The sequence below is a fragment of the Nocardia sp. NPDC087230 genome (assembly GCF_044744725.1).
In the GTDB taxonomy this organism is placed as follows: Bacteria; Actinomycetota; Actinomycetes; order Mycobacteriales; family Mycobacteriaceae; genus Nocardia; species Nocardia canadensis.
Genome location: NZ_JBIUYV010000004.1, coordinates 132,132 through 149,221 on the forward strand (window position 1 = coordinate 132,132; position 17,090 = coordinate 149,221).

The 17,090-nt window shown below is 68.8% G+C and carries 16 protein-coding genes; 6 read left to right on the forward strand and 10 right to left on the reverse strand.

Features of this window, described 5'->3' with window-relative positions:
* Positions 1–42 precede the first annotated feature (42 nt).
* On the reverse strand, positions 43–1,344 hold the full coding sequence (locus ACIO52_RS16205; RefSeq protein WP_316573827.1) for an alanine racemase: 1,302 nt from the start codon (positions 1,342–1,344) through the stop codon (positions 43–45).
* A gap of 152 nt (positions 1,345–1,496) precedes the next feature.
* The gene (cmrA, locus tag ACIO52_RS16210; protein WP_218720856.1) at positions 1,497–2,300 is read right to left on the reverse strand and encodes a mycolate reductase; all 804 of its coding nucleotides are present in this window, start codon (positions 2,298–2,300) and stop codon (positions 1,497–1,499) included.
* Positions 2,301–2,498: 198 nt separating this feature from the next.
* On the opposite strand from cmrA, the gene ACIO52_RS16215 reads away from it, so the two are divergent.
* Entirely contained in the window at positions 2,499–3,722 is a 1,224-nt protein-coding gene (locus tag ACIO52_RS16215; protein WP_402644631.1) for a phosphotransferase enzyme family protein, read from the forward strand.
* 137 nt (positions 3,723–3,859) lie between these two features.
* On the opposite strand, the gene ACIO52_RS16220 is transcribed toward ACIO52_RS16215, so the two are convergent.
* Both ACIO52_RS16220 and ACIO52_RS16225 read right to left on the reverse strand, forming a co-directional pair.
* Complete coding sequence (locus ACIO52_RS16220; RefSeq protein WP_316573829.1) at positions 3,860–5,890, reverse strand: NADPH-dependent 2,4-dienoyl-CoA reductase; 2,031 nt, start codon at positions 5,888–5,890, stop codon at positions 3,860–3,862.
* Positions 5,887–6,441, reverse strand: coding sequence for a PadR family transcriptional regulator (locus ACIO52_RS16225; protein WP_218720853.1), 555 nt, complete (start codon positions 6,439–6,441; stop codon positions 5,887–5,889). The genes ACIO52_RS16220 and ACIO52_RS16225 overlap by 4 nt, the downstream gene beginning before the upstream one ends.
* Positions 6,442–6,556: 115 nt before the next feature.
* Between ACIO52_RS16225 and ACIO52_RS16230 the strand changes: the two genes are divergently transcribed.
* The gene (locus tag ACIO52_RS16230) at positions 6,557–7,891 is read left to right on the forward strand and encodes an MFS transporter (RefSeq protein ID WP_316573830.1); all 1,335 of its coding nucleotides are present in this window, start codon (positions 6,557–6,559) and stop codon (positions 7,889–7,891) included.
* 125 nt (positions 7,892–8,016) lie between these two features.
* Here the strand turns inward: ACIO52_RS16230 and ACIO52_RS16235 are convergent, their stop codons facing one another.
* Positions 8,017–8,664 carry a TetR family transcriptional regulator gene (locus tag ACIO52_RS16235; protein WP_218720851.1) on the reverse strand — a complete coding sequence of 216 codons (648 nt, stop codon included), beginning with the start codon at positions 8,662–8,664 and terminating at the stop codon, positions 8,017–8,019.
* 143 nt (positions 8,665–8,807) lie between these two features.
* Here ACIO52_RS16235 and ACIO52_RS16240 point away from each other — a divergent pair, with 143 nt between their 5' ends.
* From ACIO52_RS16240 to ACIO52_RS16250, 3 genes are read left to right on the forward strand one after another with little or no spacing between them, the layout of a single operon-like run.
* Positions 8,808–9,899 (forward strand): ferredoxin reductase, encoded by a 1,092-nt coding sequence (locus ACIO52_RS16240; RefSeq protein ID WP_316573831.1) that lies wholly within the window; start codon positions 8,808–8,810, stop codon positions 9,897–9,899.
* Positions 9,900–9,933: 34 nt separating this feature from the next.
* Complete coding sequence (locus ACIO52_RS16245; protein ID WP_218720849.1) at positions 9,934–11,082, forward strand: acyl-CoA desaturase; 1,149 nt, start codon at positions 9,934–9,936, stop codon at positions 11,080–11,082.
* A gap of 42 nt (positions 11,083–11,124) precedes the next feature.
* Complete coding sequence (locus ACIO52_RS16250) at positions 11,125–11,400, forward strand: hypothetical protein (protein ID WP_394358671.1); 276 nt, start codon at positions 11,125–11,127, stop codon at positions 11,398–11,400.
* A gap of 3 nt (positions 11,401–11,403) precedes the next feature.
* Here the strand turns inward: ACIO52_RS16250 and ACIO52_RS16255 are convergent, their stop codons facing one another.
* On the reverse strand, positions 11,404–11,910 hold the full coding sequence (locus ACIO52_RS16255; RefSeq protein WP_308248620.1) for a DUF4254 domain-containing protein: 507 nt from the start codon (positions 11,908–11,910) through the stop codon (positions 11,404–11,406).
* A gap of 390 nt (positions 11,911–12,300) precedes the next feature.
* Between ACIO52_RS16255 and ACIO52_RS16260 the strand changes: the two genes are divergently transcribed.
* The gene (locus tag ACIO52_RS16260; RefSeq protein WP_308248619.1) at positions 12,301–12,609 is read left to right on the forward strand and encodes a hypothetical protein; all 309 of its coding nucleotides are present in this window, start codon (positions 12,301–12,303) and stop codon (positions 12,607–12,609) included.
* Position 12,610: 1 nt separating this feature from the next.
* Here ACIO52_RS16260 and ACIO52_RS16265 read toward each other — a convergent pair whose 3' ends face one another.
* From ACIO52_RS16265 to ACIO52_RS16280, 4 genes are all read right to left on the reverse strand, one after another.
* Positions 12,611–13,603 carry an ATP-binding cassette domain-containing protein gene (locus ACIO52_RS16265; protein ID WP_218720846.1) on the reverse strand — a complete coding sequence of 331 codons (993 nt, stop codon included), beginning with the start codon at positions 13,601–13,603 and terminating at the stop codon, positions 12,611–12,613.
* 2 nt (positions 13,604–13,605) lie between these two features.
* A complete protein-coding gene (locus ACIO52_RS16270) occupies positions 13,606–14,439 on the reverse strand; it encodes an ABC transporter permease (RefSeq protein ID WP_218720845.1) in 834 nt (277 codons plus the stop codon).
* Entirely contained in the window at positions 14,432–15,220 is a 789-nt protein-coding gene (locus ACIO52_RS16275; RefSeq protein WP_402644639.1) for an ABC transporter permease, read from the reverse strand. The genes ACIO52_RS16270 and ACIO52_RS16275 overlap by 8 nt, the downstream gene beginning before the upstream one ends.
* 149 nt (positions 15,221–15,369) lie before the next feature.
* Positions 15,370–16,740 carry an ATP-binding protein gene (locus ACIO52_RS16280; protein ID WP_218720843.1) on the reverse strand — a complete coding sequence of 457 codons (1,371 nt, stop codon included), beginning with the start codon at positions 16,738–16,740 and terminating at the stop codon, positions 15,370–15,372.
* Positions 16,741–17,090: the final 350 nt, after the last annotated feature.

Consider the following 17,090-nt stretch of genomic DNA (forward strand, 5'->3'; position numbering starts at 1 on the left):
GCGGGCGTCGCCACCAGCCCGGACGGCGCCCGGCGCGAGGCGTCAGCCGAGTTCGCGCATCAGCAGGTCGGCGGTGGTCTCGCGGCGCAGCAGCTGCGTGGTCCGCCCTGCGGCGACTGCGATGATCGGCGGCCTGCCGACGGTGCTGTAGGTCGAGGCCAGCCCGTGGTGATAAGCCCCGGTGCACGGCAGTGCGAGCACTTCGCCCGGCCGCAGGTCGGCGGGCAGCCGCACCTCGGTGGCGAGGAGTTCACCGGTCTCGCTGTGCCTGCCCGCGACCGATGCGGTCATCTGCGCGCCGGTGGGGTGTCGGTTGACCACCAGCGCCCCACCGTGGCCACGGCCCTGCCCGCCACAGCCGCCGCCGTCGACGATCACCCGATGCCCGCCCTCGGCGGTCTCGGTGACCGACAGCACCCGATACAGCGTGACGCCGGCCCGCGCGACGATCGCGCGGCCGGGCTCCATGGTGATCGCGGGCCGCGGAAACCGGTGGCGCGCGCAGGCGGCGTCCAGCGCGTCGTCGAGGATGTCGGCGAGCTCGCGCAGGTTCAGCTCGGCGTCGCCGCTGCGGTAGGCCACCGCATGCCCGCCGCCGATGTCGAGGTGGGTCAGCACCATGCCGTACTCGGCGTCGATCCAGGCCAGCTCGCCGATCATGCGGCGGATCGCCTCGCCGTAGTGGTCCGGATTGTGGATCTGCGCGCCGAGGTGGCAGTGCAGGCCGATGAGCCGCAGATGCGGTTGGGCCGCGACCCTGGCGACCGCGGTCTCGAGCGAAGTGCTACCGAGCGGGAACCCGAATTCCGGACTGCCGGGCACATCGATACCGGTGGCGACGCGCAGCAGAACCTGCTGGGGGGCGGTGGCCAGCGCGGCCAGCAGCGTGATCTCGGTGAGCGAGCCGACGACGATGCGACCGACGCCGCAGCCGACGGCGGTCTTCAGTTCGTCGAAGGTCTTGCCGTTGCCGTGCAGCACGATCCGGCGCGGCTCGATCCCGGCGGCCAGCGCGACCGACAACTCACCGGCGGACCCGACCTGCACCGACAGGCCCTCCTCGACGACCCAGCGCGCCACCGCGCCGACCATGAGCGCGGTGCCCGCGTAGACGATCTCGGCGTCGGGGAAGTGTTTGCGGTAGGCGCGGCAGCGTTCGCGCACCTCGGCTTCGTCGACCACGTGCGCGGGGGTGCCGAACTCGTCGGCGATATCGGCGAGGGCGACCGCGCCGAGGGTGATCCGGCCGTCCTGGTCGTAGTGCGTGTCGGCCGGCCAGACCGCGGGGTCGAGCCGCGGCACGGTGGTCGCGCGCAACGAGGGGAAGATCTCGAGCAACGTCACGGTGGTCTCCTGGGGACGCCCCCGCGTTCCGATGGCGGGGCCGATTCCAGGACTACGCCGTTGGTGGGCCGCTGAACTCGATGTTGACGGGTCCTTGACCACCCGGCGCCGCTTCCTGACGGGTTGCTGACGCACAACCCGTCAGGGGACGATCAGCTGCCCAGCTTCTTGTAGAAGGCGCCCGCGATCGGGGCGGTCACGGCGCGGGGACCGTAGTTGCCCGCGACGCTCATGCCCTTGCTGATCAGGCCGGGCACGATGCGCATCTTGTTGCGGGCCAGCGCGTCGATGGACACCTTGGCGGTGTACTCGGAGGAGACCCAGAGGAAGTCGGGGACCATCTTGTCCACGATCGAGGCGTCCTCGGGGGCCGGGGTCTCGGTGCGCACCGGGCCGGGCGCCAGCAGGGTGACGTTCACGCCGGTGCCCTTGAGCTCGCCGCGCAGCGACTCGGAGAAGGTGTTGGCGAACGCCTTGGACGCGGCGTAGGTGGCGTTGTTCGGGATCGGCATATTGCCCGCGGCCGAGCCGCTGATCAGGATGCCGCCGGCCTTGCGCTCGATCATGCCCGGCAGCACGGCCAGGGTCAGATCGTGCACGGCGGTCGCGTTGAGTTCCATCTGCGCCCGCTCGTAGGCGAAGTCCAGCTCGGCGACCGGTCCGAAGGTGGCGATGCCGGCGTTGTTGCACAGGATCGCGATGTCGCGCACGGCCAGTTCGTCGACCAGGCTCGCCCGCTGCGTCCGATCGGCGAGGTCGACCGCGCGCACCTCGGCGGTGATCCCGTGCGCCAGCGTCAGCCGCTGGGCCAGCTCGGTGAGGATCTCACCGCGCCGCGCGACCAGGATCAACGAGTAGCCGCGCCCGGCCAGCTCGGCGGCCAACGCGGTGCCGATTCCGGAGGACGCGCCGGTGACGACGGCACGATTGTCTGCAGTGGGGGAGGGCAAGCTCACACGGGGAGCTTAGGGGATCGGGCTCGGCCGGGCGGCGGCCACGTCGACCGCGCGGGCGCGCGCTGGCCCTAGGCTGATCTCCGCGATGACGACCGAATCACCGAACCGCCGGGCCGATCGGGAAGCGCCCCCGCGAGTCACCGAGCCGCCGCGCGCCCGCTCCGCCGACCAAGCCCGACCGACCCGGGCGTGCCTGTCGTGACCGGACCGCGGGTGTTCGGGATGGGCGACGAGCCGACCGCCGCGCCGACCTGGCCGCCGCTGACCGAGGACGAGGTCAGCCGGGCGGTCGCCGCGACCTGGGGCGGACCCGAGCCCGCCGGGATCGAGTGGCACAGTGCGCGTCCGCTGTCGTCGACGGTGGGCGTGCGGTTGCGCGACGGTGCGCGGGTCGTCGTGAAGCGCCTGCCGCTGAACCTTCGTGACCTGGCCGCGCTGGCCGAGGAACACCGGTTCATGGCGCACTTGCGCGCCGCGGGCATTCCGGTGCCCGACGTGCGGGCAACCCTGGGCATCCGGTCCGTCGGTGTGCGAGCGGCCGAATCTGCGCCCGATCCCCACCCGGACGACATCGCGCCCGGAGCCGGTGGACGACCACGGAAAAGGCAGGCCCGGCCCGCTGCCGAATCGCGCGTGGCCGCCTCGGTGCGCCGCGGGCCCGGCTTCGTCTACGAAGTCCACCGGGCCGGAGTGGGGGAGGACCGGTATCGCACCGACTTCTCCTGGACCCCGTACCGCGCGCCCGGCGATGCGACGGCCGCCGGCGCGATGCTGGCCCGAATGCACCTGGCCGCAGCGGGTTTCGACGCCCCCGCCCGACCGGCGCGCCCGCTCGTGGCGAGTCTCCACGGCGAAGACGTCGTGCGCGCCGTCGAATGGCATATCGCCCGCCGCCCCGCGGTCGCGCGGTTCCTCGCCGACCGTGACTGGCGCACCGAAATACCTTATCTACGAGTCGATCTCGCCGGGGTGCGCCCGCTGTGGACGCACGGCGACTGGCACGCCACCAACCTGCTCTGGGACGGCGGCGAGGTGACCTCGGTGTTCGACTTCGGCCTAGCCGATCGCACCACCGCCGTCTTCGACCTCGCCACCGCGATCGAACGCGCTGCGGTGGAATGGGTTTCGCTGCGCGACGGTGGAGCGGCCCACGTTCGTGCGGACCAGGTGCGCGCGCTGATCGACGGCTATCGCTCCGAGCGTCCGCTCGCGCCCGCCGAACAAGCCGTGCTCGCCGAGCTCCTCCCGGTGGTCCACCTCGGCTACGAGCTCTCCGAGATCGACTACTTCCTCACGGTCGCCGATGAACCGCGCAATGCCGAGATCGCCTACCAGGATTGGTTGCTCGGCCATCTGTCCTGGTTCCGGACAGCCGCCGGACGGGATCTCTGTGCTCTGGTTCGTGACCTGGCGGCCGGGTAGCCGATCGTCCCCGCCGGGCGAGGGCGCCACGGCGTCGTCCGGGCCCGCGCAGAGCACCGCCCCGCCCACCGGATGCGAGTTCGGTGGACGGGGCGGTGCGACGATCGTCCCTCGCGTCGGACGACCGGGTCGGGGGATTACAGGCGCGCCGCCAGGCGGGTGCCCTGGGCGATGGCCCGCTTGGCGTCGAGCTCGGCGGCCAGTTCGGCGCCGCCGATCAGGTGCAGGTCGACACCGGCCGCGCGCAGCGGCTCTTCCAGCTCGCGCACCGATTCCTGACCGGCGCAGACGATCACGTTGTCGACTTCGAGCACCCGCGGCTTCTCGTGCTTCTCACCGAAGCTGATGTGCAGGCCCTGATCGTCGATACGCTCGTAGTTCACGCCGCCGAGCTGCTCGACGCCCTTGGCCTTGAGCGCCGCACGGTGCACCCAGCCGGAGGTCTTGCCGAGGTCCTTGCCGAACGGGGTCGACTTGCGCTGCAACAGCACCACGTCGCGGGCGGCGGGGGAGGGCTTGGGCTGCTTGAGCTGACCGCGGACCTGCTCGTCCTCGGAGTCCACACCCCACTCCTCCTTCCACTCGTCGAGCTTGAGCGTGGGATGCCCTTCGACGGTGAGGAATTCGCTCACGTCGTAGCCGATGCCGCCCGCGCCGATCACCGCGACCTTCTTGCCGACCGGCTTCGCCTCCTTCACCAGCTCGGCGTAGGACAGCACCATCGGGTGATCGATGCCGGGGATGTCGGGGATGCGCGGGCGCACGCCCGTGGCCAGCACCACCGAGTCGTACTCGCCCGCGATCAGCTCGTCGGCGGTGACCCGCTTCTGCAGGTGCAGGGTGACGCCGGTGAGCTCGATCTTGCGGCGGAAGTAGCGGATCGACTCGTCGAACTCCTCCTTGCCGGGGATGCGGCGGGCGATGTCGAACTGGCCGCCGATCTTGTCGTCGGCCTCGAACAGGTCGACGTGATGGCCGCGCTCGGCCAGGCTCACCGCGGCCGAGAGCCCGGCCGGACCGGCGCCGACCACCGCGAACCGCTTGGCGCGCCGGGTCGGCAGCAGCTGCAGCGTGGTCTCGTTGCCGGCACGCGGGTTGACCAGGCACGACACCTTCTTGTTGCCGAAGGCGTGGTCGAGGCAGGCCTGGTTGCAGGCGATGCAGGTGTTGATCTCGTCGGCGCGGTCGCCCTGGGCCTTGTTGGCCCATTCGGCATCGGCCAGCAGCGGCCGGGCCAGCGAGATCAGCGCCGCGTCGCCGCGGGTGAGGATCTCCTCGGCGATCTCGGGCATGTTGATCCGGTTCGACGCGCAGACCGGGATGTTCACCCGGCGGGCGACCTTGGCGGTGAACTCCACGAACGCCGCGCGCGGCACCGAGGTGACGATGGTGGGCACCCGCGCCTCGTGCCAGCCGATGTCGGTGTTGAGGATATCGACGCCCGCGGCCTCCAATTCCTGTGCCAGGGCGATGATCTCGTCGAAGGTCTGGCCCTTCTCCACCAGCTCGGCCATCGACAGCCGGAACACGATGATGAAGTCGCGGCCGACGGCGGCGCGGATGCGCTTGGCGATCTCCACCGGCAGCCTGCGCCGGTTCTCGGCGGTGCCGCCCCACTTGTCGGTGCGCTTGTTCACCCGCGGTGCGAGGAACTGGTTGATGAAATAGCCCTCACCGCCCATGATCTCGCAGCCGTCGTAGCCGGCGAACTTGGCCAGTTCGGCGCAGCGGGCGTAGTCGTCGATGGTGTTCTCGATGCCCTTGGCCGAGAGCGCGCGCGGCTTGAACGGGTTGATCGCCGACTTCACCGCCGAGGCCGACACGCTGGTCGGCATGTAGGAATAGCGACCCGCGTGCAGGATCTGGATGGCGATCTTGCCGCCCTCGGCATGCACCGCCTTGGTGATCCGGCGGTGGCGGTAGGCCTCGGACTTGGTGGTCAGCTTGCCGCCGAACGGCGCGAGCCAGCCGGTGCGGTTGGGGGCGTAGCCGCCGGTGATGATCAGGCCGACACCGCCGCGGGCGCGCTCGGCGAAGTAGGCGGCCAGCTTGTTGGTGTCCCAGGCCCGGTCCTCCAGGCCGGTGTGCATGGAGCCCATGACCACCCGATTGCGCAGGGTGGTGTGGCCGAGGTCGAGTGGCTCGAACAGGTGGGGATAGGCGGTCATGGAAGGTCGTCACCTTTTCGGGGTCGCAGGGCCTGCAGTACTTCGTCGCACCATTCGACGTAGCCGGACTCCGCGCGGATGCCCGCGCGCAGCACCAGATACTGGTGCAGAGCGGTGCCGGAGAGCTGGTCCGGCGCCGGGAAGAATTTCTTTTCGCTGAGGCGGTACTCGTCGAGTCGCTGCGCGTGCTGGGCGCGGTGGCGGGCCACCTCGCCCAGCACGGCGTCGATGTCGCCGTGCGCGGCGCCGCGGATCTTCACACCGAGTTCGTCGTGGGACGGGCTGTACTCGGTGGGTTCGGCGATCCAGCGGGCGAGTTCGGTGTGGCCCGCAGGGGCGACCGAATACACCTTCTTGTCGGGTTTTCCCTGCTGAGCGACCGATTCCACGGTCACCCAGCCGGAATCCTCCATACGCTTGAGCACCCGGTAGATCTGCTGGTGGGTAGCGCTCCAGAAGTAGCCGATCGACTTGTCGAATCGGCGGGCGAGCTCGTAGCCCGAGCCGGCCCGTTCGCTGAGCGAGACCAGCAGCGCGTGCTCCAGTGCCATGCGACGAGGGTATCCGGAACGCTCGGTACTATGCAACCAGGTTCATATGAAATGACGGCGTGCCGAAACGCCGATGTGCCCTGCCGGGAGTCGCGATCCCCATTACGCTTCGGCCATGACCGAGGTGAACGCGGCCGAGACCGTCGGCGAGGCGGCCGGACGCGGGCAGGTAGTGGCGTGGGGATTGTGGGACTGGGGGTCCTCGGCGTTCCAGGCCGTCACGCTGACCTTCGTGTTCTCGGTGTATCTCACCGACAAGGTCGGCGACGACCTGCCCGGCGACACCCCGGCCAGTGCCTGGCTGGGCTGGGCGCTCGCGGCGGCGGGGCTGGTCGTCGCGCTGACGGCGCCGGTCTGCGGGCAGTACTTCGACGCGGTCGGCTCACGCAAGCGGGCCCTGGCGACCCTCACGGCGCTCACCGTCGGCGCGATGTCGCTGATGTTCTTCGTTCACGACGACTACCACGATCTGTGGCTCGGACTGGCGCTGCTGGCCTTCGCCTCGGCCGTGTTCGAGCTGGCCGGCGTGCCCTACAACGCCATGATGCGGCAGGTCTCGACCCCGGCCACGGTCGGGCGGGTGTCCGGATTCGGTTGGGCGATGGGCTATTTCGGCGGCATCGTGCTGCTGCTGATCTGCTACGTGGGCTTCCTGGCCGGCGACGGCGACACCCGCGGCGTGCTCGGGATGCCCACTGATCAGGGCCTCAACGTGCGCCTGGCCATCGTGCTGGCGGCGGTCTGGTTCACCGTCTTCGCGCTGCCGGTGCTGTTCGCGGTGCCCGAACTGCCGCGCACCACCGCCGACCCCGGCGCGGCGCGGGCCGGGGTCCTCGGTTCCTACCGGGTGCTGTGGCGTGATGTGCGCGAACTGTGGGCCCAGGACCGGCACACGGTGTGGTTCCTGCTCGCCAGCGCCGTCTTCCGGGACGGGCTGGCCGGGGTGTTCACCTTCGGCGCGGTGCTCGCGGTGCAGGTGTACGGCTTCGCCGACGCCGACGTGCTGCTGTTCGGCATCGCCGCCAATGTCGTTGCGGGTGCCGCGGCGATCGCGGCGGGCCGGTTCGACGACTCGCTCGGGCCCAAGCGGGTCATCGTGGCCTCGCTGATCGGCATGCTCGCGTGCGGGCTGGTGCTGCTGGTGGTCTCGGGCTCGCTGATGTTCTGGATCTTCGGGCTCGCGCTCACCGTGTTCGTCGGGCCCGCGCAGGCCTCGGCGCGTTCGTTCCTGGCGCGCCTGGCGCCGCCGGGGCGCGAGGGTCAGATGTTCGGGCTGTACACCACGACCGGGCGGGCGGTCTCGTTCCTCGCGCCGGCGCTGTTCGGGGTGTTCGTCTCGGTGTTCCACAGCGACCGAGCCGGGATCGCCGGCCTGCTCGTCGTCCTGGCGGCCGGACTGCTCGTGTTGCTGCCGGTGCGCGCGCCCGCGTCCGCGGTGGCCGCAACCTAGTGGTTGTTCACCAGATCGGGGCGGCCCCCATTGTGTGTACGCCCGTACTCTGAAATTCCGGCTGTGCGGCATGTGGGGTGTGTTACACCATGGACCGCATGCGGCCACAGCACCGGAAACATCCCTCAGTCAGCGGGTTTGGGAACCCAGCCGCCGATGCCCAGCGCGATCAGGCGCATCTGCATGACGGTGCGCTCGACCACCGCCGACTCCTCGCGCGGTGTCGCCGCGACATAGGCGGCGATGCCGTCGGTGACCGTGGTGACCAATAGGTCCGCCGCGATCTCGAGCTCGGTGGTGCTCCAGTTGTCCAGCGCGCGCAGCCGGGACAGATCGGCCACGATCTCGCGCACGATCAGCTGCATCTCCATCGCGATGGCCTGGCGCAGCGGGGCAGGCCCGCCGTGGCGTTCGCGGATGAGGAAGCCGAACAGGGCGCGCTTGGCCCCCACCTGCTCGAACACGAACCGCACGGTGTCGGCCAGGTGTGCGTCCGGCTTGCGTCTGACCTCGCGCAATGCCAGGCGCAGCGCCGTCACGCCCTCGTCGACCAGCGTGGCGCCGAGATCGTCGAGCGAGGCGAAATGGCGATAGAACGCGGTCGGCACGATGCCGGCCGAGCGGGCGATCTCCCGCAGGCTCAATGCCGCGAATCCGCGGTCGGCGGCCAGCGTCAGGGTGCCTTCGAGGAGGGCCGCACGGGTGTGCGCCTTGCGCTCGTTGCGGGTTCCTGCCTGCTCAGTCACATCGGTGAGCATACATCCGTTCACCATAGTCGCTTCCCTGGATATGTTGCCCGCCTCACATCTTTGCCGGTTGACAGCGGGCTGGGTCCATCCGGCACACTAGTGAGTGTACAGGCGTGCACTGAAATGTGAATCGCATGCCGAAGGACTTCCGCAGAGGGGTAAGACGCATGGTGGGACTGATCGACCTGGTGCAGACGTTGACGACGCCGCATCCGCTGGACCGGTACCTGGAGCTCGTCTCTCCCGCGCTCACCGCACGGGAACTGCGCGCCGAGATCACCCACGTCTCGCGTGCGGTGCCGGGCTCGGTGACGCTCACCCTGCGCGCCTCCCGGCAGTGGCGTGGCCACAGCGCCGGTCAGTACGTGCAGATCGGCGTCTCGATCAACGGCGTGCGGCACACCCGCTGCTACTCGCCGATCGATCCGGAGAGCCGCGGCGACCGCTTCCTCCAGCTGACGGTGAAGGCGCACCCGGGCGGGCTGGTCTCGAACTACCTGCACGACCACGCCGAGCCCGGCATGGTCGTCGACCTGGCGCCCGCCGCCGGCGTCTTCGCCCTGCCCGAACAGCGCCCGGACCGGGTGCTGCTGGTCAGCGGCGGCAGCGGCATCACCCCGGTGCTGTCGATGTTGCGTACGCTCGATGCGGAGGGCTTCACCGGTGAAGTCACCTTCCTGCACTACGCGCGTCAGCCCGAGATGGTGCCGCACCGGGCCGAGCTGACCGCGATCGCCAACCGCCGTCCCAACTTCCGGGTCGAGTACCGCTACCCGGTCGAGCCCGGCACTGTCATCGATGGGGAAACCTCCACCGGCAGTGGGTTCTTCGACTACGACGAGCTCGAGCGCGTCGCGCCCTGGTTCGCCGACGCGCAGACCTTCGTCTGTGGTCCGCCGCCGCTGATGCGGGCCGTGCAGACGATCTTCGAGGCCGAGGGTCTCGCCGATCGGGTGCACAGCGAGGAGTTCACCCTCACCACCGTCCCGGCCGACCCGGCCGAGGCCACCGGCACCATCACCTTCTCCAGCAGCGACGTCGCTGCCGACAACACCGGAGCATCGCTGCTCGAGCAGGCCGAATCGGCCGGACTGACCCCGGAATACGGCTGCCGCATGGGGATCTGCTTCTCCTGCACCGCCACCAAGGTCTCCGGTTGCACCCGCAACCTGCGCACCGGCGAGCTCGACGCCGATCCCGACAAGCAGATCCAGATCTGCGTGAACACGGCCGTCGGCGACGTCGACATCGCTCTCTAGATCACCGAGAAATCAACCAAGGGGAGATACAGCCATGACGATCCTCACCGAAGGCAAAGACGGCCCGGTCATCCTGACCCCGGAGCAGGTCGAGGAACTCGGCCAGGCGCTCGACGACCTGCGCGCCCGCGTCGAAGCCGATCTCGGCGAACGCGACCGCGACTACATCTACAAGATCATCAAGACCCAGCGCGGCTTCGAGATCGCCGGCCGCGGGCTGATGTACCTGGGCTTCCTGCCGCCGTTCTGGCTGGCGGGCGTGGCGGCGCTCGGTGTGTCGAAGATCCTCGACAACATGGAGATCGGCCACAACGTCATGCACGGTCAGTACGACTGGATGCGTGAGCGCGGCATCAACTCCCGCGAATTCGACTGGGACACGGTCTGCCCGGCCGACCAGTGGAAGCACTCGCACAACTACATGCACCACACCTACACCAACGTCCACGACATGGACCGCGACATCGGGTACGGCATCCTGCGCATCGACGAGGGCCAGAAGTGGAACCCCTACTACCTGGGCAACCCGATCTACGCCTTCCTGCTGATGGTGCTGTTCGAGTGGGGCGTGATGGTGCACGACCTCGAGGCCGACAACATCATCAAGGGCAAGCGCAAGTGGTCCGACCTGAAGCCGCTGCTCAAGGGGCAGGGCAAGAAGGCGAGCAAGCAGGTCCTCAAGGACTATGTGGTCTTCCCCGCGCTGACCGGCCCGCTGTTCCTGCACACCCTGGCCGGCAACGCCGCGGCCAACCTGGTGCGCAACCTGTGGACCTTCTCGATCATCTTCTGCGGTCACTTCCCGGCGGGCGTGCAGACGTTCACCAAGGAGGAGACCGAGGTCGAGACCCGCGGTGAATGGTACGTCCGGCAGATGCTCGGCTCGGCCAATATCAAGGGCTCCAAGCTGTTCCACATCATGTCGGGCAACCTGTCGCACCAGATCGAGCACCACCTGTTCCCGGACATCCCGGCCAACCGGTACCCGGAAATGGCGCCCGAGGTGAAGGCGCTGGCCGAGAAGTACGGCCTGCCCTACAACACCGGCCGCTTCTCCAAGCAGATCGGCTCGGTCTGGGCCAAGATCTTCCTGCTGGCGTTGCCGGATCGCTTGGTCAAGAGGACGCCGACGCCCGGTGTTATCGTTGTGCGTAATCGGAAGGCAACCGAAGTGGGCGTGTAAATGGTCGGCAAATTCGAAAGCAACAAAGATCTTGTCCAGGAATTGACGTCCTCCGGTGCCCGGCATGTCGGCAATATCGCCACGCTGATCACCGGGGCGGTCGCCGAGGTCGCGCGCGAGATCGGTGAGTTCATCACCGACGCGATCGAGATGAACGAGGCCGCCGCGGCGGCCCGCCGCGACGCCGAGCAGCGACTCGACGCCGAGCGGGCCTATCCGGAGTTCGTCGAGGCCGACGTGACCACCGACGGCGGCGTCACCGAACCCGTCGAGGTCGAGGTCGAGGTCACCGAGCCGGTTCCCGGCGACAAAGCCTGATCGTCACCACACCGGCAACCGCCTGCGGTGTTCGGTGACATCGGTGATCAGATCCCGGTAGCCGTCGGTCAATTCGGCCAGCCGGCACCAGTGCAGATGGGTGCGCGCCTCCCACTGCCGCTGGGTCGTCTTCTCGATCGGATCGCCGCCCAGCGCCCGCTGGGCGGCGATCCATTTCGCTGCCATCCGGTCGATCACCGCGCCGAGGGTCTCGGTGTGCAGCGAGGCGCCCGCCCGGTGCGCCACATTGGCCGCGACCCAGTCGTCGATGCGGGCGATGAGGGTGGCGCGGTCGCCGTCGATCTGATCGATCAATTTGCCGCAGGCCGCGATCCGGCCGCTGGTGGCCTCCGGCGCGCGAGCCGCCTCGATCGCCTGGTGTCTGCGGTCGTGGCAGCGAGCCAGCCGAGTGGCCGCGTCGAGGACGCGGTGCCGCATCGGGTCGGAGCCGGGGGGTTCCAGGAAGGCCCGCAACAGCGCCGAGGGTGGCGGGAATTGCGTGGCATCCACACGATGACCGGGATCGAACGGCATGGTGCACGCCCCTGAATACGCTGAATTCATGCTTGGATACGCCAGAGCCGGGGAGGATTCGGGGGAGGTGCACTCCCCGGCACCGGCGTAGCCCCGCCCGGGCGTCGACGAATATCCGCGACGCTGCGGCGAGGAAGACGACCCGGGGAAAATCGGGACAACACCAGGAAAGCGCGATTCGGCGCGACCGCGCAATAGTATGGTGTACAAATCGCCTGGTCTGCGGAAATTGTTATGCACCGTTACGGCGGGGTCACCACGCGACTTCTCCTGTGTTACTCATCCGCACATTTCCGGCAATCGGATCGGCGGTACCCGCCGCGGACGGCACCGCATGCACTAACCTCGATAAATGTGCCGGCCTATGTGTCCTCACCCGAACTGACCTTCGGGTTCCTGTTCGCGCTGGAAGACCCGCAGCGAATCGCCGACGTCGTGCGCGACCTCATGGAGCGCCGCGCCGTCTCGGTGTTCCGGCTCGCGCGCCTGTCCGACGACGACGGCCCACCCGAGCGCTACGTGGTGAACTGGGCTGCGATACCGCAGATCTCGATCACCACCAGCGCGCCCGAGCCCGACGATCTCCTGGCGCAGCGGATCATGCTGGTCAACGCCTTCCTCGGGGAGAACGGCGAGGTCAGCCTGTACTCCGGCACGCCGAACGCGCCGAGCTGACTCAGCGCGCCGACTCGTAGATCCGGCGCACCACGTCCTCGATGCCCGGCTCCTCGATCGATAAGTCGCGCACCTGCGCCCGGTCCGACACCGCGGCCAGTAAAGCCGCCGCCGTGGTGTGCTCGGCGTCGAAGGCCAGCCGCTGGCGCATGCCGCCCGCCTCGCTGGACAGCAGTTGGGCGCCGCACGGCAGATCGTCGAGATCCGGCGTGGGCGCGGCCAAGTCGACCACCAGCACCCGGCGCGCGCCGACGGTGGCGCCGAGCCCGGCCAGTGAACCGTCGTACACCAGCCTGCCGTGATCGACCACCAGGACGCGGTCGCAGAGCCGCTCGATATCGCCCATGTCGTGCGTGGTGAGCAGCAGCGTGGTGCCGCGTTCGATCCGCTCGGCCCGCAGGAACTCGCGTAGTCGCTGCTTGGACAGCACGTCCAGGCCGATCGTCGGCTCGTCCAGGATCACCAGTTCCGGCGAATGCAGCAGCGCGGCGGCCACTTCCGCGCGCATGCGCTGGCCGAGCGAGAGCTGGCGCACCGGCGTGTCGAGGGTGTCGGCCATCTCGAGCTGCTCGACCAGTTCGTGGGTGCGCTTGTCGGCGATGTCGGGATCGAGGCGATGGATGGCCGCCAGGATCGAGAACGACTCGTGCAGCGGCAGATCCCACCACAGCTGCGAGCGCTGCCCGAACACGACGCCGATCCGCGCGGCCAGTTCCCTGCGCTGGCGCACCGGTTCCAGGCCGCAGGTGCGCACGCTGCCGGTGGTCGGTACCAGGATGCCGGTGAGCATCTTGATCGTCGTCGACTTGCCCGCGCCGTTGGCGCCGATGTAGCCGACCGCGGAACCGCGTTCGATCCGGAAGCTCATCCGGTCGACCGCGGTGATGGTGTCCCGGTGTCTGCGCCAGCGGCTGCCGTTCTTGCGGTAGACCGTGAACTGCCGGGTGAGGTCGTCGATGTCGATGATCGGCTCCGCCGAGCTGTGCTCGTCCATCGTTATCCCCCTCCTCCCTGATAGTGCCTCGTTCCGATCCGCCACGCTGCGAAGGCCAGTAACCACACCCATGCCGCCGCCACCGGTGTCAACCAGGCCGACCACGCGGGCAACAGCGGCGGTCCGGGGAGACCCAGCAGCGCTATCGTCGGCACGTAGGCGGTGAACGCGACGGGAATCGCGAACCCGAACAACAGCTTCAGCGGCGCGGGGAACACCGAAGCGGGCTGCATCGCGGCGAAGGATCCGCCGTAGGTGAAGCTGTTGGTGAGCTCGGCGCCGTCTATCAGGAAGAACTGTAGTCCCGCTGCGCATACGAAAAGGCCACAGAACAGGGCAATTCCACTGATCAGGGTGATCACGATCAAGGTAACCGGGGCGATGCCCCAGTCGATTTCGTTGCGCCACAACCCCACCCCGAGCACGATCACCGCGACAGCGGCGCGCGCGAGCCTGCGCAGTGAGATGTCGCTGGTGATCAATTGCAGCAGCAGCGGTTGCGGGCGCAGGTGATAGGCGTCCAGAGTGCCCATCCTGATCATCGCGGGCAGCGAGTCCAGATGCCCGACCAGCACCTGGGCCAGCGCGAACGAGGTGTTGGACAGCCCGAACAGCAGCAGCGCCGCGTTGGTGTCCAGGCCGCCGAGCGTGCCGACGTTGTGGAAGATGACCCACACCTCGGCGAACTCGACCAGGCCGATCAGGAAGGCGCTGAACACCTCGGTGGCGAACGAGAGCCGGTACACCTGCTGTGCTTTCACACGCGAACGCAATACTGCGAGATAGGGGGTGAACCAGGTCCCGGCCACGATGCGCGCGGAATCCGGTTCAGCCACCCTGTACCTCCAACCTGCGTTGTCCCGCACGCAGCAACACCCTGCCGAGCAGTCCGATCACCAGCACCCAGAAGCCTTGCGCCGCAACGGTGAGCAAGGCGTCCATCCCGGCGACCCGCCCGGACAGCGTATCGATCGGTGACTGGAGGATGGAGGGAAACGGGGTAGCCAGCGCGATCGTCCGCAACCAGTCGGGAAACATGTGGACCGGGACGAAGAGCCCGGCCAGGAAAGTACCGACGATCTGATACAGCACCCGGATGCCGCGGATCTCCACCACCCAGAAACCGATCAGCGCGACCGCGAACAGACACAGGAACGACAGTGCCACCGCCAGTAGCACGCTGATCAGGCCGAGCAGGTAGGCCACCGGCGTCGTCGGCATCGACAGCCCGAAGGTCGCGGCGCCGATGACGATGCTCGGCACCCCGCGCGGCAGGAACGTGCAGGCGGCCCGGCCCATGTCGGTGGCCAGATAGCTCAGCTGGACGTCGACCGGGCGCAGGAAATCGATCGCGACGTCACCGGACTTGATCCGGTCCACCAGGTCGATCGGTGGTCCCATGAACTGCGTCGCGCCGAGCAGGGCCTGCGACAGCCACACGTAGGCGCCGATGGTGCCCTCGTCGTAGCCGCCGAAATCGCCCGCCGCGCGGACGGCGGCCACCATCACCGCCGCCCGGACGAAACCGAACACGCAGTTGGTGAACAGCCCGGCGAACATCGCCAGTTTGTATTGGGCCTGGCGCTTGAACCCGGCCCGCGCCAGCTTCCAATACACCCCGAACGTGCTCGGCGTGCGGCGACGGAACACGCAACGGCGCATCGCGAGGGCAACTCGGCCGTCCCCCTCCGCATCGCCCCGCACAATCAGTCAACTCTAGGCGGCCCCACCGTGATCCGGACGAAAACGCCCGCGATCGTCACTGCTCAGCGCAGTGGCACCCCGACGTCGCTGCCGCCCTCGGGGGTGAGCCGCGTGTTCACCTTCACCAGCGCGGGCGCCGGGACGAAACCGCCCGCGAACAGGGCCTCGCCCTGGCGGAACCACGGGGAGCGGTCGAGCAGGGCCGACGGCGCGTAGCCGAAGTAGGTGCCGAGCTCGGCGAGGTCGACCGGGGAAGTCATCTTCATCAGCGCGAGATTGTCGCACTGGGAGATGATGCCGGGGTGGACCTTCGACGGACGCTGCGTCGACAACAGCAGCCACAGCCCGAATTTACGTCCCTCGGCGGCGATCTGGATCAGTCGCTCGCGCACCGCGATCGCGATCGGTGAATCCTGGCGGGGCGAGGCCAGATTGTGCGCCTCGTCGATGACGAGCAGGATCGGGCGCCGCTCTTCGCGGCGCGCCCACAGGTCGTCGAGCAGGGCCAGCGCGACCACGAGTTGCTGTGCGGCGGTGGAGAATCCGCCCAGGTCGAGGACGGTCGCGTCGGGCCGTTCGTCGACGACCTCGGTGACCGCGCGGTCGGCGCGGGCCCACACCTCCCACTCGTGCAGCCCCAGGTTCTCGATGCGCATCGCCAGCCGCCGCTGAGCCGTCGATGCCGACTTGCGCAGGGTGGGCAGGGTGACATCGAGTTCGGCGGCGGCGAGCTCGTCGGCGAGGTGGATCAGCTCGTTGAATTCCTCGCGGTCGGCGATCGGATCGATCCGCAGGATCGCGGCCTTGGAACTCAGCGGCAGCGCGGTGAACCGAGCCCGCAGCGGCTGCGCGGAATGCGGGCGCAGCACCCGGATGTCGCGTTCGCGCAACGCGTCCGCGGTGGGGCCGGTGGCGCCGGGGGAGACCTCGCCGAGCCGGACGAAATCGGAATTGGGGTCGAAGATCACCACCGGCAACGCGGTGTGCGCGATGACCTGCTCGAGCACGACCCCGAGCGCGTAGGTCTTGCCGGATCCGCTCTGCCCGCACCAGAAGGTGTGCCGGTTGAATCGCTTGGGCAGCAGCCGGGCCGGACCGCCCGGCGGGGTGAGGTTCACCCCGACATCGAGCAGCGCGCCGGTCGTGTCGTGCAGTGTCTGGACGGTCTCGGCGTCGACCAGTTCGACCGTGCCGTCGGTGAACGCGTAGCCCGCGCGCACGTCGATGCCGTCGTCGTTGAGCTCGCCGATCAGCCGGCCACGCAGCCGAACCGGGGTCGTCTCCGACCGCTCCTCGACGAGGACGAGCTGTCGGCGCTCGGCCGCGACGATCACGGCCAGCGAACCGGCGACCAGCGCGCTGTCGGTGGCGTCGGCGACTACGAACGAGCGGCCGTCGTCGGACCGCGCACTGGGCTGGCTACTGTTCGGCACCCAGCCATCTTCTCACCACATTCCACGAACGAGGCCGGATAGCTAAGGGACGGCTATCCCGTCGAGTCAGTGCTCCGGGAAGCCGGTGGCGAACAGGATCGCAATGATCACGGAGCTGACCACGGAAATGGCGAGAATGATCCACATGAGGGGGAAGGGTACCCGTACCCGGGCGTGTCGCTGTCATCGCACCGGCGTGGGCGAGGTACCGAGGCCGTCTCGATGCCGGTCCGCCGGCGCGCCCGCTGAATCGCTGCATGGTTGCTGATGTCCGACTCGGCAACTGTTCGGTGTCGATTTCGTTGTGCGTCCGAGCAGCGGTATACCGTGCAGTGTCCGGTTCATATGCA

Excerpts from the sequence above, each read along its gene's own strand:
- ACIO52_RS16220 (WP_316573829.1), bottom strand. The coding sequence starts at position 5,890 with ATGACCGCCTATCCCCACCTGTTCGAGCCACTCGACCTCGGCCACACC.
- ACIO52_RS16225 (WP_218720853.1), bottom strand. The coding sequence starts at position 6,441 with ATGGCACTGGAGCACGCGCTGCTGGTCTCGCTCAGCGAACGGGCCGGC.
- ACIO52_RS16230 (WP_316573830.1), top strand. The coding sequence starts at position 6,557 with ATGACCGAGGTGAACGCGGCCGAGACCGTCGGCGAGGCGGCCGGACGC.
- ACIO52_RS16235 (WP_218720851.1), bottom strand. The coding sequence starts at position 8,664 with ATGGTGAACGGATGTATGCTCACCGATGTGACTGAGCAGGCAGGAACC.
- ACIO52_RS16240 (WP_316573831.1), top strand. The coding sequence starts at position 8,808 with ATGGTGGGACTGATCGACCTGGTGCAGACGTTGACGACGCCGCATCCG.
- ACIO52_RS16245 (WP_218720849.1), top strand. The coding sequence starts at position 9,934 with ATGACGATCCTCACCGAAGGCAAAGACGGCCCGGTCATCCTGACCCCG.
- ACIO52_RS16265 (WP_218720846.1), bottom strand. The coding sequence starts at position 13,603 with ATGGACGAGCACAGCTCGGCGGAGCCGATCATCGACATCGACGACCTC.